Source organism: Kribbella yunnanensis, assembly GCF_039529655.1.
Lineage (GTDB): Bacteria > Actinomycetota > Actinomycetes > Propionibacteriales > Kribbellaceae > Kribbella > Kribbella yunnanensis.
The window spans coordinates 87,040-101,957 of record NZ_BAAANF010000010.1 but is presented as its reverse complement, the minus strand read 5'-3'; the positions used below and the strand labels follow the sequence as shown (position 1 = coordinate 101,957).

The 14,918-nt window shown below is 67.9% G+C and carries 17 protein-coding genes; 9 read left to right on the top strand and 8 right to left on the bottom strand.

What is annotated here, in order from left to right; all coding sequences use genetic code 11:
- Window positions 1–24 precede the first annotated feature (24 nt).
- From ABD231_RS16010 to ABD231_RS15990, 5 genes are read left to right on the top strand one after another with little or no spacing between them, the layout of a single operon-like run.
- Window positions 25–1,395, top strand: a complete 1,371-nt coding sequence (locus ABD231_RS16010; RefSeq protein ID WP_344151550.1) for a 2-isopropylmalate synthase — start codon at window positions 25–27, stop codon at window positions 1,393–1,395.
- Between the two features lie 59 nt (window positions 1,396–1,454).
- Entirely contained in the window at window positions 1,455–1,970 is a 516-nt protein-coding gene (locus tag ABD231_RS16005) for a hypothetical protein (RefSeq protein WP_344151547.1), read from the top strand.
- Window positions 1,954–2,469, top strand: a complete 516-nt coding sequence (locus tag ABD231_RS16000) for a hypothetical protein (RefSeq protein ID WP_344151544.1) — start codon at window positions 1,954–1,956, stop codon at window positions 2,467–2,469. Before ABD231_RS16005 ends, ABD231_RS16000 begins: the two co-directional genes overlap by 17 nt.
- Window positions 2,453–2,938 carry a hypothetical protein gene (locus ABD231_RS15995; protein WP_344151541.1) on the top strand — a complete coding sequence of 162 codons (486 nt, stop codon included), beginning with the start codon at window positions 2,453–2,455 and terminating at the stop codon, window positions 2,936–2,938. Before ABD231_RS16000 ends, ABD231_RS15995 begins: the two co-directional genes overlap by 17 nt.
- Window positions 2,932–3,423 carry a hypothetical protein gene (locus tag ABD231_RS15990; protein ID WP_344151538.1) on the top strand — a complete coding sequence of 164 codons (492 nt, stop codon included), beginning with the start codon at window positions 2,932–2,934 and terminating at the stop codon, window positions 3,421–3,423. The genes ABD231_RS15995 and ABD231_RS15990 overlap by 7 nt, the downstream gene beginning before the upstream one ends.
- Here ABD231_RS15990 and ABD231_RS15985 read toward each other — a convergent pair.
- Genes ABD231_RS15985 through ABD231_RS15975 form a run of 3 tightly spaced genes read right to left on the bottom strand, consistent with a single transcriptional unit; the run spans window position 3,420 to window position 4,801 of the window.
- A complete protein-coding gene (locus ABD231_RS15985) occupies window positions 3,420–3,710 on the bottom strand; it encodes a helix-turn-helix domain-containing protein (RefSeq protein ID WP_344151535.1) in 291 nt (96 codons plus the stop codon). The two genes, ABD231_RS15990 and ABD231_RS15985, sit on opposite strands and share 4 nt — an antisense overlap.
- 1 nt (window position 3,711) lies before the next feature.
- The gene (locus tag ABD231_RS15980) at window positions 3,712–4,059 is read right to left on the bottom strand and encodes a type II toxin-antitoxin system RelE/ParE family toxin (RefSeq protein WP_344151532.1); all 348 of its coding nucleotides are present in this window, start codon (window positions 4,057–4,059) and stop codon (window positions 3,712–3,714) included.
- A gap of 58 nt (window positions 4,060–4,117) precedes the next feature.
- A complete protein-coding gene (locus ABD231_RS15975) occupies window positions 4,118–4,801 on the bottom strand; it encodes a DUF1707 SHOCT-like domain-containing protein (RefSeq protein WP_344151529.1) in 684 nt (227 codons plus the stop codon).
- 120 nt (window positions 4,802–4,921) lie between these two features.
- Here ABD231_RS15975 and ABD231_RS15970 point away from each other — a divergent pair, with 120 nt between their 5' ends.
- Together ABD231_RS15970 and ABD231_RS15965 are read left to right on the top strand one after the other, a co-directional pair.
- Complete coding sequence (locus ABD231_RS15970) at window positions 4,922–6,583, top strand: fumarate hydratase (RefSeq protein WP_425554183.1); 1,662 nt, start codon at window positions 4,922–4,924, stop codon at window positions 6,581–6,583.
- 466 nt (window positions 6,584–7,049) lie between these two features.
- Window positions 7,050–7,550, top strand: coding sequence for a VOC family protein (locus tag ABD231_RS15965; protein ID WP_344151526.1), 501 nt, complete (start codon window positions 7,050–7,052; stop codon window positions 7,548–7,550).
- On the opposite strand, the gene ABD231_RS15960 is transcribed toward ABD231_RS15965, so the two are convergent.
- From ABD231_RS15960 to ABD231_RS15940, 5 genes are read right to left on the bottom strand one after another with little or no spacing between them, the layout of a single operon-like run.
- The gene (locus tag ABD231_RS15960; protein WP_344151523.1) at window positions 7,547–8,176 is read right to left on the bottom strand and encodes a DUF402 domain-containing protein; all 630 of its coding nucleotides are present in this window, start codon (window positions 8,174–8,176) and stop codon (window positions 7,547–7,549) included. The genes ABD231_RS15965 and ABD231_RS15960 overlap by 4 nt on opposite strands.
- Window positions 8,173–9,573 (bottom strand): class II fumarate hydratase, encoded by a 1,401-nt coding sequence (locus tag ABD231_RS15955; protein WP_344151520.1) that lies wholly within the window; start codon window positions 9,571–9,573, stop codon window positions 8,173–8,175. The genes ABD231_RS15960 and ABD231_RS15955 overlap by 4 nt, the downstream gene beginning before the upstream one ends.
- A gap of 10 nt (window positions 9,574–9,583) precedes the next feature.
- Window positions 9,584–10,225, bottom strand: coding sequence for a spermidine synthase (locus ABD231_RS15950; protein ID WP_344151517.1), 642 nt, complete (start codon window positions 10,223–10,225; stop codon window positions 9,584–9,586).
- On the bottom strand, window positions 10,225–10,884 hold the full coding sequence (locus ABD231_RS15945; RefSeq protein ID WP_344151513.1) for a response regulator: 660 nt from the start codon (window positions 10,882–10,884) through the stop codon (window positions 10,225–10,227). Before ABD231_RS15945 ends, ABD231_RS15950 begins: the two co-directional genes overlap by 1 nt.
- Before the next feature lie 4 nt (window positions 10,885–10,888).
- Window positions 10,889–12,070 (bottom strand): sensor histidine kinase, encoded by a 1,182-nt coding sequence (locus ABD231_RS15940; RefSeq protein ID WP_344151510.1) that lies wholly within the window; start codon window positions 12,068–12,070, stop codon window positions 10,889–10,891.
- 139 nt (window positions 12,071–12,209) lie between these two features.
- On the opposite strand from ABD231_RS15940, the gene ABD231_RS15935 reads away from it, so the two are divergent.
- Both ABD231_RS15935 and ABD231_RS15930 read left to right on the top strand, forming a co-directional pair.
- Window positions 12,210–12,614 (top strand): hypothetical protein, encoded by a 405-nt coding sequence (locus tag ABD231_RS15935; RefSeq protein ID WP_344151507.1) that lies wholly within the window; start codon window positions 12,210–12,212, stop codon window positions 12,612–12,614.
- Window positions 12,611–14,917 (top strand): glycoside hydrolase family 3 C-terminal domain-containing protein, encoded by a 2,307-nt coding sequence (locus ABD231_RS15930; protein WP_344151505.1) that lies wholly within the window; start codon window positions 12,611–12,613, stop codon window positions 14,915–14,917. The genes ABD231_RS15935 and ABD231_RS15930 overlap by 4 nt, the downstream gene beginning before the upstream one ends.
- The last annotated feature ends 1 nt before the right edge of the window (window position 14,918 follow it).

The window sequence follows — 14,918 nt, the reverse complement described above, 5'->3', positions numbered from 1 at the left end:
GGGGGTACTTCTCAGGTTATCAGCTTGTCTGAGGAGTTGAACCGGGTTAGCGTGATTCGGGTGATGCACTGGAACCGTCAGCTCCCCTCCCCGATGCCGAGCCACCGCTACCGCGACATCTACTCCCGGATCCCCGTCCTACCGCCCGACCGCACCTGGCCGGACCGGCGGATCACCGCCGCTCCCCTCTGGGTCCCGGTCGACCTGCGGGACGGCAACCAGGCTTTGGCCGAACCGATGGACCCCGAGCGGAAACGCCGCTTCTTCGAGCTGATGGTTGCCATCGGCTACAAAGAGATCGAGGTCGGGTACCCGTCCGCCTCGCAGACCGACTTCGACTTCGTCCGGCTTCTGGCGACGACCGATCTAGTCCCATCCGATGTCACGGTGGTCGTGTTCACACCGGCTCGACCGGACTTGATTGCGCGCACGATCGAGTCCATTCAGGGGATTCGCGGGCAGGTCGTCGTACACATGTATGCGGCGACTGCGCCGACCTGGCGGGACGTCGTACTGCGTCGGTCCCGGGACGAGTTGGCGGCGATGATCCAGGCGGGCGCCGAGCAGGTGCTGCGGTTGGGTGGGGAGTCGGTGCGGTTCCAGTTCTCGCCCGAGGTGTTCAACCTGACTGAGCCGGACTACATCCTCGAGCTCGCTGACCAGGTGACGAAGGTATGGGACGCTTCTGCGGAGCGGCCGGTGATTCTCAACTTGCCGGCGACGGTCGAGGCGGCGACTCCGAATGTGTACGCCGACCAGATCGAGTACATGCACCAGAACCTGCCCCGGCGAGACGGCGTGATCCTCTCGGTCCACCCGCACAACGACCGCGGGACCGGGATCGCGTGCGCGGAACTCGCCGTACTGGCCGGCGCGCAGCGCGTCGAGGGCTGCATCTTCGGCAACGGCGAACGCACCGGCAACGTCGACATCGCAACCCTGGCCCTCAACCTGCACGCCCAAGGCGTCGACCCGATGATCGACTTCTCCGACATCGACGGGATCCGCGAGACGGTCGAATACTGCACCCGAATGCCGATCCACCCACGGCACCCGTACGTCGGCGAACTCGTCTACACGGCGTTCTCCGGGACCCACCAGGACGCGATCCGCAAGGGGCTCGCGGTCCAGGGCGACGGGCTGTGGGAGGTGCCGTACCTACCGATCGACCCTGCCGATGTCGGCCGCGGCTACGAGGCCGTCGTACGGGTGAACAGCCAGTCCGGCAAGGGCGGAATCGCGCACGTCCTAGAGACGTCGTACGGCGTCCAACTGTCGCCTTCCCAGCAAGTGGAATTCGCCCGCCACGTCCAACGCCGTACCGATTCGACCGGTCGAGAAGCAACCGCGGCCGAACTGAAGACGTTGTACGACGAGGTCTACCGGTCGAACTGATCACCCGCCAGTGTCCCCTTCGTGCACTAGAGTTGCGCTTCCTGGGGAGGGGTGGGGGAATGACGACGTTGGGTGAACTGCCGCCGGCGGACTGGACCGCGGTGTACGAACGGACTGGGCGGGTCGAGTTTCCTTTGCGACGACTGGCTTTCGGCGTTCGGACGATGCCGCTCTTTCTGTTTCTGGTTCCGGTTGTCGTCTTGTCCGCGACCATGATCGGGGATGCGGTCGTCTTTGCGAAGGTTTTGAGCGGGTTCGGCATCGTTGGGTTCCTGGTCGGATTCGGCGGTGTCAGCTGGCAGTTGGTCACGCGCAAACCGGCGCTGGTCGTCGATGCCGAGGGTGTTCGGCTGGGTCGTCGGTCGATCCCGTGGGCGGACTTCGCGATGGCGCGGCTCCCAGCTGGTCCGCGCGGCTTCCGGTACGTCGCCCTCAAGCCGGTCGACGGTCCGCTGAAGGAGATCCGCGTCTCGCACGCAACCATCCAGGACCTCGACGCCTTCACCCACTGGCTCAACGCCCTCCGCGACAACCGCCGTACCGCCGAGGGAGACGCCCATGCCGACCATGGGTGAGCTGGGGCCGGCTGAGTGGACCGCGGAGTTTCAGCGGAGCGGGCGGGTCGTGTTCCGGTTGCGGCGGCGACCGGCTGCGTTGCGCGCGGGGGTGATCCTGCTGCTGCTGGCTCCGAGCAATGTGTTCAATATCGTGGAGTTCGCGGACGAATCCACGGTGGGGCGGATCTTCGACGGTTTCGGCCTGGCTGCGTGGGCGTTCATCGTCGGCGGCATCACCTGGCAGTTGGTGACTCGGCGGCCGATCGTCGTCGTCGACACCGAAGGTATTCGCACTGGGCGCAAGCTCATGTCGTGGGACGCGGTCGGCACGGCCGGGATTCCCACCGGGCCGACGATCCTGCGCTCGCTGCCGGTGCTTCCCGCGGATGTGTGGGCCAAGGAGATTCGCATCCTCCAGGACAACGTCCGCGACCTCACCGCGTTCTCTGCCTGGCTGAACGGCCTCCGGCCTCACCGCCGTACGACCGAGGGAGACTCGCATGCCGAGCACGGGTGATCTGACGGTTGACGTCTGGGACGCGGAGTACCGTCGTACGGGCGAGGTCGTCTTTCCGGTACGGCGGTTTCCTGCGGTTCTGCGGGTGGTTCTGATTGGCGCGCTGACGCTGCTCCAGGCGGCCAGCATGGCGACCAGTGATCAGGATGTCGCTTGGTGGGTGGTCGACTGGCTGCTCCTGGCATTGGCCACGGCAGTCCTCGCCTGCTGCCTCTGGCAACTGGCTACCCGTCGTCCAACGCTCGTCATCAACGCCGAAGGAATCCGCAAGGGCCGCAAGCTGCTCACCTGGTCAACCATCACGACGCTCGACTTCTCGGCCTCGTCCAGCGGCCTGCGAGTCCGCTCCGACGTGCCCCGCAAACGTCTCTTCATCCCGCGCGACAACGTCCGCGACCTCGCCATGGCTCGCGCCTGGCTCCTCCATCTGCAGGAATCCCACCGCGGCTCCGGACCCTCGCCATGGTGACGGGAGACGCCGGCCCCGAACACTGGGACGCCGAATACCGCCGTACCGGCCGCGTGGTCTTCCCCCGCCGCAGCCGATCCCTCTTCACCCGCCAGGTGCTGCTCTCGTGGGTCGTCGTGATCGTCGCGGCGATCGGAATCACCGACGAATTCGACACCCGCGGCACCTGGTTCTACATCCGCGCATGCATCGTCGCGCTCCTGGTGAGTGGTGCCGTCTCCACCACAGCCCAGATCCTCCGCGGCACCCCCGTCCTGACCGTCGACACCACCGGCATCCGCCTCGGCGACGACTTCACCCCCTGGACCGCCATCACCACGATCGGCGCCCCGGTCACCTCGTTCTTCAGCAACCACCTCCCGATCCACTTCACCAACGAAGACGGCGACGAAGACGAACTTGAGATCCCCCGCGACAACGTCGACGACCTCCCGTCCCTAGCCGCCTGGCTCAACCACCTCCACACCGAACGCCACATCCCCTAGGCGGCCGAGTCCCCCACGTCGAACCGAACGACAAGCCGAGCCTCAAACGCCTGGGCGATCCGCTCGAGCAGCGCGAGGGTGGGGATCGTGCCACCGGCTTCGAACCGAGCCAGCGCGGACTGCGTCATCCCCGCAGCCTCCGCAAGCCTGGTCTGCGTCCAGCCCCGCTCTTCCCGCATCGTCCGCACCGCAGCCCCGAGCTCGAACGCCCGCCGCGCAGCGTCGTACGCCACCTCAGCCCCCGGCTCCCCCATCCGCCGTCCGCGAACCTCATCCCAACCCGTCACGTCACTCCTCCTCCGGCACACCGTGCGCCCGATCCACACACCGCCGATAAGCCCTTCGCGCACGACCGATCTCCTGCGTCTCACGCATCCGGCTCTTCCTGAACACGGTCAACAAGATGATCCGCCGATCGGTGGCGATCCAGTAGCTGATCCGCATCGCGTCCTGATCGAGCCAGAAACGCAACTCACGCAACTTGCCGTCGAGCTGCTTCGTGTACGGCTCACCTAACAGCGGCCCCCGTTCGGCAAGGAGATCGACGTAGAAGGCGGTACGCGCGAAGAGCTCGGTCGGCAGGTTCTCGAGCCAGTCGCGCACTTCGGCTTCGAGTTCAACGGTACCCCAAGGCATAGCACGAATGCTATATCGGAATCGTCACTCTTCGTCGCCGTTGTCCACAGGGCGCGGGTCAGGCGAGGCCGAGGCGTTTGGTGAGGCGGGGGCCTCGTTTGATTTTGATGTCGCCGAGGATGGCGGTGCCGCGGATGTGGAAGGTTTTGGGGCGGTGGGGGGTGTTGGGGTCGGGGGCCGGCAGCAGGGTGGCGGCTTGTTCGGAGACGGCGCCGAGGATGGGGTTGGAGTCGAGGTGGACGACGGCATCGGCGGGGACGCGGATCTTGACGTCGGCGAGGATGCAGCGGATGTCGACGTAGATCTCGTCGAAGGGGATCTGGGCCTCGGTGTAGTCGAGGGTGACGTCGCCCAGGACCGCGTGCACCTCTTGGCGCTGGGGAGCTACCCAGTTGCCGAGGCGTTTGGTGTCGGAGAGGAAGACGTTGATGGCCGGGCCGTCCTGGACGACGGTGCCCGGGGAGTACTGCACTGGCGGCGGGGCCGCGGCGGGTTGGTGGAGGCCGTTCGGGAGGTCGGCGGTGAGGGGGACGAGTTCGCCGTACGTCTTGGAGGCGTAGAGCGTCTCGAGTCGCTCCTCGAGCTCGGAGTAGGACAGCCGGCCCTCGCCCGCTGCGTCGCGGAGGACGTCGGCGACCTGTTCGCGTTCGAGGTCGGACACCCGTCGGCGGAGCGCCGGATCCACCGGCGCCGGTACGGCGTCCTGCGGTCGATTGTCCTGGGGAACCTCATCCTGTGCCACGAGCAAAACCTTACGCGCGCGACGGGCCCTCCGCGCTCCGAAACCTCCCCTACCCGCCCCTGATCGGACCCCTGAGATTAGGCTGGATCAGTCCAGTCCACTGTCCATGGAGGTCTGCCGGTGTCCGCCGACTTCACGTACTCCGATCTGCTCCCGTCAGGACCTGACGACACGGAGTACCGGCTGCTGAGCACCGAAGGTGTCAGCACGTTCACGGCGGGCGACCGCACGTTCCTTCAGATCGAGCCCGACGTACTGCGGATGCTGACCGCGGAGGCGATGCACGACATCTCGCACTACCTGCGGACCGCGCACCTCGCGCAGCTGCGGCGGATCATCGACGACCCCGAGGCCTCGGGGAACGACCGGTTCGTCGCGCTCGACCTGCTGAAGAACGCGAATATCTCGGCCGGCGGTGTGCTGCCGATGTGCCAGGACACCGGTACGGCGATCGTGATGGGCAAGAAGTCCGAGGGCGTCCTGACCGGTGTGGTCGACGAGGAGTGGATCAGCCGGGGCGTGTACGACGCCTACACGAAGCTGAACCTGCGGTATTCGCAGATGGCCCCGCTGACCATGTGGGACGAGAAGAACACCGGCTCCAACCTTCCGGCGCAGATCGAGTTGTACTCGACACCTGCCGGCGGCGATCCGGCGTACAAGTTCCTGTTCATGGCCAAGGGTGGTGGCTCGGCGAACAAGTCGTTCCTGTTCCAGGAGACGAAGGCGGTGCTGAACCCGGCCGGGATGATGAAGTTCCTGGACGAGAAGATCCGCTCCCTCGGTACGGCGGCCTGTCCGCCGTACCACCTGGCAATCGTGGTCGGTGGGACCTCGGCCGAGTTCGCGTTGAAGACTGCGAAGTACGCGTCGGCGCATTATCTGGACGGGTTGCCGACGACCGGTTCGGCGGTGGGGCACGGGTTCCGCGATCTGGAGCTGGAGGAGGAGGTCTTCAAGCTCACCCAGGACTTCGGGATCGGCGCGCAGTTCGGCGGCAAGTACTTCTGCCACGACGTCCGCGTGATCCGACTCCCCCGGCACGGCGCGTCCTGCCCGGTCGCGATCGCCGTCTCCTGCTCAGCCGACCGCCAGGCCCGCGCGAAGATCACCCCGGAAGGTGTGTTCCTGGAGCAGCTCGAGCGCGACCCGGCCCGCTTCCTGCCGGACACGACCGATGAGCACCTGTCCGACGACAGCGACGTCGTACGGATCGATCTGAACCGGCCGATGTCGGAGATCCGCGAGGAGCTGTCGAAGCTCCCGGTGAAGACGCGCCTGTCGTTGTCCGGGCCGCTCGTGGTCGCCCGCGATATCGCGCACGCCAAGATCAAGGAGCGCCTGGACGCCGGCGAGCCGATGCCGTCGTACCTTCGTGATCACGCGGTCTACTACGCAGGCCCCGCCAAAACCCCCGAGGGCTACGCCTCCGGCTCCTTCGGCCCAACCACCGCCGGCCGGATGGACGCATACGTCGACCAGTTCCAGGCGGCGGGCGGTTCCTTCGTCATGCTTGCCAAGGGCAACCGTTCCGCCAAGGTCACCGAGGCCTGTAAGCAGCACGGCGGCTTCTACCTAGGCTCCATCGGCGGCCCCGCCGCCCGCCTCGCCCAGGACTGCATCAAGTCCGTCGAGGTGATCGAGTACGCCGAACTCGGCATGGAAGCCATCTGGAAGATCCAGGTCGAAGACTTCCCCGCCTTCGTCGTAGTAGACGACAAAGGCAACGACTTCTTCACCGACACCCGCAAGCCGGTCCCGTTGACCACCCGCCCCCGCTAACCCCAGCCAAGACGCTCAAGAACCCCGGCCGCCGTCGCAGCCGGGGTTCCGTCGTTCCGTACGGCGAAGTCCACCACCGGCTCGTGCGTAGCCGCATCGTCGAGTGCCACCTGCAGATCCCACCCCGGCAATCGCGATTGTCCGGCCTGAGGTGCTCAGTCGGCCGGCGATCGCCTGAGCGATGGTCGTCTTGCCGGCGCCACCGCCACCGGTCAGCAACAGAGCATCCGGCCTCACGCAGCACCTCCGGTCGACGAGACCGAGCAGCTCGACCCTACCGGCCCCGGACCGCCGCCACTCACTAACTTCCTCGGTACTCGGCTCGCACGCTCAGCGGGGTGGCTGGGTGGGCGGTTTCTGGGGGTTGATGAGTGGGGGCGGTCCGCCTTCACCCGCTGACCGCCGCCGCAGCGTCTGGTTCAAGTAGAGGACATTTGTTGGCCTCTTCTGGCGGGAGGATTGAGTCATGACGACGACACGGTTTCCTGGTGGTAAGGCGGCAGTCACTCCGTACGTGGTGGTGAAGGGGGCGGCGCGGTTTCTGGAGTTTGTGGAGGAGACGTTCGAGGTCAAGCGGTCCTTCGATGTGCCGAATGAGGACGGGACCATCGGGCATGCGGAGATCACCGTCGGTGGATCGGTGGTGATGACGTTCGACGCGCAGCCGGATTGGCCGGATACGCCGGCGTTTCTGAGTGTTTACGTCGACGACGTGGATGCGGTGCTCGACAGGGCGTTGAAGGCGGGGGCGGCACTGCTTACTCCGATGATGGAGTCGCGGATCAGCGGGGACCGGGGGTGCCGGATCACGGATCCGCTGGGGAACATCTGGTGGCTGCAGACTCCGGTGCACGAGGTCGACCCGGCAGATCTCGCGGACGTGTTCAAGGACCCGGAGGAGCTCGCCAAGATGAAGATCGCCGTCGACACATTCGTCGACGAAATGCGCAGCAGGGCCCGCAGCTAGCCGGCTCTGATCAGATCCGGGGCCGGCGGGAGGGGCCAATGGGCCGGCGGGGTCCACGACTCCCATTCGTCGCAGAACGGGTGCGTCCAAGCCTCGATGTCTGCGACGGCTTGGTGGGCCGTCGCGGTGATTTCGTCGGCCCGGGCTTGCGTGAAGCGGCCGGCCTGTACGGCGCCTTCCAACTCATCCTCGTCTTTCCAGTGGATCTCGCGGTCGGGCGTGATCCAGAGGTCGAGGACGTGATCCTGAGTCGTCGTACGGCGGGCCTCGTAGTCCCGGGTGTGCGGGTCCTCGAGGTTCACGTACCAGCCGCGGAAACTGCCGTCGGAGCCCCAGAAGTACCAGACTGACCAGGGTTTCCCGGCGGGTGCGACCTTGAGGATGCCGGTGCCGTGCCAGATGTCGCGCTTCAGGACACGGGGTTCGGTGAACATCCCGACCGGGCCGGCGTGCCGGAGCTCACGGCCGTCGCGCAACACCGCCTTCAGCAGCGGGGTACCCGGCGCGAGCCACGCGACCAGACCGTCCGCGTCGTCGCGGACGACCGTCATCGGACGCACGGTGGGCTTGTCGTGGTCGTTGGCGTAGATCCACTCGATCGTGGTGCCCGGGCTCCAGTAGGTCACGACTCGGCCGGGCGGGTCATGGACAGTACGTCGAGGGCCGCGTCCAACTGTTCTTCCGTCAGATCGCCCTGCGCGACATGCCCGTTCTCGATGACGACCTCGCGAATCGTCTTGCCCTGCTTCAAAGCGCTCTTCGCGACCGCGGCCGCGTTCTCGTAACCGATGTAGCGGTTCAGCGGTGTCACGATCGACGGCGACGACTCAGCGAGCGCCCGAGCATGCGTGACATTTGCCGTGATGCCGTCGACGCAGCGCTCGGCGAGCAGGCGGGAGGCGTTGCTGAGCAGGGTGATCGACTCGAGCAGGTTGCGCGCGATCACCGGCAGCATCACGTTCAGCTCGAAGTTGCCGCCGGCACCGGCCACGGTGATCGTGGTGTCGTTGCCGATCACCTGGGCGGCGACCATCAGCGTGGCCTCGCAGATCACTGGGTTCACCTTGCCCGGCATGATGCTCGATCCCGGCTGCAGGTCCGGCAGCGCGATCTCGCCGAGCCCGGCGCGCGGCCCGGATCCCATCCAGCGCAGGTCGTTGCAGATCTTCGTCAGGCTGACCGCAACCGTCTTCAGCTGCCCCGACAGCTCGACCAGACCATCCCGAGCCCCCTGCGCCTCGAAGTGATCCGCAGCCTCGGTCAACGACAGCCCGGTACGCCGGTTCAACTCAACAATCACCGCAGCCGCGAACCCAGGCGGTGTGTTGATCCCGGTCCCCACCGCGGTACCACCCAACGGCAGCTCGGCCACGCGCGGCAGCGACGACCGCACTCGCTCCGCACCCCGCCGTACCTGCTGGGCGTAGCCGTTGAACTCCTGCCCGAGCGTCACCGGCGTCGCGTCCATCAGGTGCGTGCGCCCCGACTTCACCACCTCGGCGAACTCGACACCCTTCCGCGACAACGACTCCACCAGTACGTCGAGCGCCGGCAGCAGCTCGTGGACAACCCCGGCCGTCGCCGCCACGTGGATGGCCGACGGGAAGGTGTCGTTGCTCGACTGCGACGCGTTGACGTGATCGTTCGGGTGCACGTCGACACCGGCCTGGGTCGCCAGGGTCGCGAGAACCTCGTTCACGTTCATATTGGTCGACGTACCGGACCCGGTCTGGAACACGTCGATCGGGAACTCCGCGTCGTACTCCCCCGAAGCCACCTGATCAGCCGCAGCCACGATCGCGGCCGCCCGCTCACCGGAGAGCACCCCGAGCTCGGCGTTCACGACGGCCGCCGACGCCTTGATCTGCGCGAGCGCGTGCACCAGCTCCGGGGCCAGCGGCCGGCCGGAGATCGGGAAGTTCTCCACCGCGCGCTGGGTCTGCGCCCGCCACAACGCGTCCTTGGGGACTTTGACCTCGCCCATGGTGTCGTGCTCGATCCGGTATTCCACGTTCTCACCCATACCAGTCAGCCTACGTCGCGCCCTGATAGACGTAGTAGAGCTCCTCCCGCCCCTGCAGCAACACCGGCACCGGCGTCACCTGGCACGCCCCGAAGACCACTTCCACCGCGGTCCCCAACGCCGGCGACTCCGACGACGACCACACCGTCAGCACCCCACCGGCCCGCAACCGCTCCCGACACACCCCCAGGAACGACGACTCGTAGATGGCCGAATTCTCGTTGTACACAAGGAAGTCCGGCCCGTTGTCCACATCCAGCAGAATCGCGTCGTACGACGCCCGGGCCGCCCCCGCGATCACCGCCCGCACGTCCCCCACCTCGACCGACACCCGCGGATCATCCAGCACCGACGGCACCAGACCATCCCGCATCCACCCCACCAGTTCCGGCTCGATCTCCGCCACCACCACCGCACCGAGACGAACATCACGCAACAACGCCCGCACCGTATACCCGAGTCCCAGCCCACCCACGAGCACCCGCTCAGGCCGCCGTACCGCCGCCAACGCCACCGACGCCAGCAACTCCTCACTCGAAGTCTCCACGTCATCCATCACAAACACCCCATTGACCCGCAACTCCAGCGCCCCACCCTCCCGCCGCCGCAACACCAGTTCCCCTCGCTCCGACTGCGCCCGCGCGATCTCCATCAGCCGGCGTCCGCGTCGTGGGCCAGCAAGGCGAGCTGCACCCGGTTGGTGAGGTGGAGCTTGGTGAGGGCGTTGGCGAGGTGGGTTTTCACGGTGGCTACGCCCAGGTGGAGGGTAGTGGCTATTTCCGCGTTGGTTTTGCCTTCGGCGACGGCTTGTACGACGTCTCGTTCGCGGTCGGTGAGGTGGGCCAGGGCGGCGCGGGCTTCGGTGCGGCGGGTGTGGGGGTCGGATTCGGCGGCGTGCGTCATGAGTTGGCGGGTGGATTGCGGGGAGAGGACGGATTCGCCGGCGGCGACCTTGAGAATGGCGGTCAGGATGTCGGTGGGGGCGGCATCCTTGAGGAGGTAGCCGGCGGCGCCGGCGCGGAGGGCCCGGACGAGGTGGTGGTCGGAGCCGAAGGTGGTGAGGATGATGATCTCGGGGGCCGGCGCCTCGCTGCGGATGGCGGTGGTGGCGGCGACGCCGTCGAGGACGGGCATGCCGATGTCCATCAGGACCACGTCGGGGGTGAGGTCGCGGACTGCGTCGACTGCTTCGCGGCCGTTGGTGGCTGCACCGACGAGCTGCACTGACGGCGTACCGCCGAGCATGCTGGCCAGGCCCGCGCGGACGAGCGGGTCGTCGTCCACCAGGAGCAGCCGGACGGGAGAACTCACGGCGTCATCGTAGGGTCCACGGCAACCAGGCCGCCAACCGGAACTCACCGTCGACGGTCGGCCCGTACTCGATCCGCCCACCGGCCAACGTGGCACGCTCGGTGAGCCCGATCAGCCCCACCCGCGACCCCGGCCCGCCGGCTCCGGGCTCCAGGCGGTTGGCCAGCTCGACCGTCAGCCCCGCTCCTGGTTGACCACTGATCGTCAGGCGGACGCGCTGGTGCGGGGCGTGCTTGCGGGCGTTGGTGAGGCCCTCCTGGACGATGCGGTAGGCGTGCCGGCCGATCGGGTCCGGTACGTCGGCCAGCTCGGCCCGGACGGTCAGATCGATCACCATCCCAGCCTGCTGCGATTCCGCCACCAGCTCGTCCAGCTGGGCGATCCCACGCCGGGGACCGTCCATGTCCTGGGACCGCAGTACGCCGACGATCTCGCGGAGGTCCTCGACGCAGTCGCGGGCGCTGGTCCGGATCACGCCGGCCGCCCGGGACAGCTCGTCGGTGGGAATGTCCGGCCGGAACTCCAGGGCACCGGCATGCACGCTCAGCAACGACAACCGATGCCCGAGCGCGTCATGCATCTCCCGGGCGATCCGTTCCCGCTCCTGCCGCTGGCCTTGCTCAACGCGCAACTGCTGTTCACTCTCGGCCCGCACCGCCCGCTCGGTCAGCGACGCCATCAGCTGCCGCCGGGTCCGTACGACGATGCCCCAGGCAACGAGTGCGAGACAGGCGAGCGCGGTCAGCGTGACCGCGATCAGGTAAGCATTCGGGGTGTCCGCGAGCGGGTACAGCCAGAACTGCACCAGGCAGGACGCCATCGCCGCAGCACCGAGCGACAGGCTCACCGCGGGCCGCCGATGCACCGCGACGCTGAACAACGCGATCCCGGCCGAACCACCGACCGATGGAACCGTCGTCGACACCACGATCATCACCACGACCAGTCCGACCGGCCAGCGCCGCCGGAGCAGGAGCGCCAGCGCACCGGCGATCGCCAGCCCGAGGCTGAGCCAGTACGGCACCGGCCCGAACCGCGGCGGCGGCTCGACGTCACCGACCGACAGCAGACTGAGCAGGAACCCCACGACCACGGCGGCGACGTCCACGACCCGGTCCCGCGGGGTCAGCCGGTCGTAGCCGGGCGCGGCCGGCGACCCGGGTTCGATGAGCGCCGCGAGGATCACTCGACCGACGGTATCCCGTTCCCCGCGCAACCGCCGCACACTCGATACTTTCGGTGGAGGCCGCGGTCCACCGGTCGGCACTCCACAAGCACCCGCCGACGGATCCGTCGTACCGGCTGGTCCCGGCAGAGTCGTCCTGATGATCCTTGCCGAAAGCACCTACCGCGGTACGACGGCCGCCGAGCTGGCCGGGCGGAGTCGCTGGGACTCGTTCAAAGCCGCGATCGACCAGCGGGCGGTCTTCCCGCGCGCGGGTACGATCCGCCTGCACCTGCACCGCCTCGAACTCACCGCCTGGGAGCACGGGCACGACATCACCGTGCACCCGAGCGACATCGCCGCGGTCGGCAACGACTTCACCGACCTGTACGGGCGGTTCCTCGGCGGCGGGTCGAAGACGCTCGGAGCGCCGTTGATCCTCGAGCTGCGCGGCGGTACGACGCTCTACCTGCTCACCAACCACCGCTGGTTCACCGAACGGACCGACAACGCCCAGTGGGCCGGCCGCCTCAACCAGTGGATCGCCACGGAGACCCGAGCATGATCAGCCGCAGGGGTTTCGTCGCCGGAGCGGGCGCCGGGGCCTTGGCGGCCGCGGGATGGGGTGAGGAGGGCCGCCCGCGCCCCGGGTCCAGAGGGTCGGCGCGGGTGGAGAAGTTGCTGGCGGCAATGTCCTTGGCGGACAAGATCGCGCAGCTGAACATGCCGGTCGTGCTCCCGGGTGAGCCGGGCAGCTCAGCCGGGGCGACACCTGCGGATCAGGAGCGGTACGCGCGCGGCGGGTTCCAGCACCAGAACCTCGTACTCGGCCCGGGTGGCGGCTTCTTCGGGTTGGTGAACGAGTCGTTGTTCGGCAGTTTCGATCCTGAGCAGCCCAAGACGCCCAAGGAGCAGGCCGAGCGCCACAACGCCCTGCAGAAGCTTGCGCTGGCGTCCGAGCACCGGATCCCGCTGCTCCAGATCAGCGAAGGCACGCACGGCTCGATCGGCCCCGGCTCGACGATCTTCCCGGAGGGCCTCGGTCTCGGCGCGACGTGGTCGCCCGAGCTCGTCGGGCACGTGTACGGCGTCGTCGGCGCGGAGGCTCGCGCGGTCGGGATCCACGCGATCAGCACGATCACCGCCGAGCTCAACCGCGATCCGCGCTACGGCCGCGCCATCTGGTCGTTCAGCGAGGACCCGTACCTGACCTCCCGGTACGTCGAGGCTCTCGTCCCGGCCGCCCAGGCCGACCTCCACACCGGCGCCGTCGTATCGCTGTGCACGTTCCCGGCCGAGTCCCCGAATGTCGGCGGCCTCGAGGGCTCCTCGATCGAACTCGGCGAACGCGAACTCCGCAACGTCCACCTCCCACCGTGGCGAGCCGGTTCCGCCGCCGGCTCGCTGATGACCGAGGCCGGCGAACAGACCATCGACGGCATCCCGGTGCACGGATCGCCGAAGTACCTGACCGAGGTCCTCCGCGACGAGCTCGGTTTCCGCGGCGTCGTGATCGCCAACGGCTTCGAGACCATGATCACCGACCGAGTCGCCACCACGCCGGCCCAGGCGGGCGCCCTCGCGCTCGACGCCGGCATCGACATCGCACTCGCGTGGCACGCCGCCTTCCTCACCGGGCTGGTCGAAGCCGTCCGCACCGGCGCGATCGACCAAACCCTCATCGACCGTGCCGTCCGCCGGATCCTCACTCTCAAGGAACGTCTCGGCCTCTTCGAGAACCCGTACGCCGACCCGGCCCGCGCCCAGGCGGTCGTCAACCAGCCCGCGCATCGCAGGATCGCTCTGCAAGCGGCGCGGGAGTCGATGACCCTGCTCCGCAACGAAGGCGGCCTGCTCCCACTCCACCACCGCCGGATCGCCGTCATCGGTCCCAACGCCGACGATGCCCGGAACCTGCTCGGCGAATACTCCGCCTGGCCGACGTTCCACGCCGTACCGACGATCCTGGACAGGCTGAAGGCGACCGGCCGGCAGATCACCCATGCCAAGGGCTGCGCCACCACCGGCACCGACCGCTCCGGCGTCGCAGCCGCGGTCAAGGCGGCCAAGAACGCTGACGTGGCGGTCGTCGTCCTCGGTGAGGAGGTCAAGGGCGGGTACTTCAACCCCGGCCGCACGAACGGCGAGCTGGCCGATATCGCGTCGCTCGACCTCACCGGCGTACAGCAGGAGCTCCTGGAGGCCGTCCACCACACCGGTACGCCAGTGGTACTGGTGCTCGTCAACGGCCGCCCGCTGTCGGTCACCTGGGCCGCCGAGCACATCCCGGCCATCCTCGAGGCCTGGTTGCCCGGCGAACAAGGCGCGCAGGCGGTGGCCGACGTACTGACCGGTGCCGTCGACCCGAGCGGTCGACTACCGATCACGGTGCCGCGCAGCGTCGGCCAACTGCCGATGTACTACAACAGCAAGGGCGCACGAGCCCGGGCCGGCACGTACGTCGACATCCCGTCGACCCCGCTGTATCCGTTCGGCCACGGCCTCAGCTACACATCGTTTGCCCTCAGCAACGTTCGTCTCAGCGCGGACAGGATCACCGGGACCGGCCGCACCGAGATCCGGGCCGAGGTCCGCAACACCGGCCAACGCACCGGCACCGCGGTCGTCCAGCTGTACGTCACCGACGACGAGTCGAGTGTCGTCGTACCGGAGATCCAGCTGCGCGGCTTCGCCAAGGTCAGCCTGGCGCCCGGTGCCCACGCCTCGATCAAGATCCCGGTGCGGGCCGATGACCTCGCCCTGATCGACGCCGGCCTCGACCGCGTCGTCGAGCCGGGCACCTTCACCCTGCGCGTCGGCACCTCCGCCGCCGCGTTGCCGCACACCCTCCAACTCACCGTGATCTGAG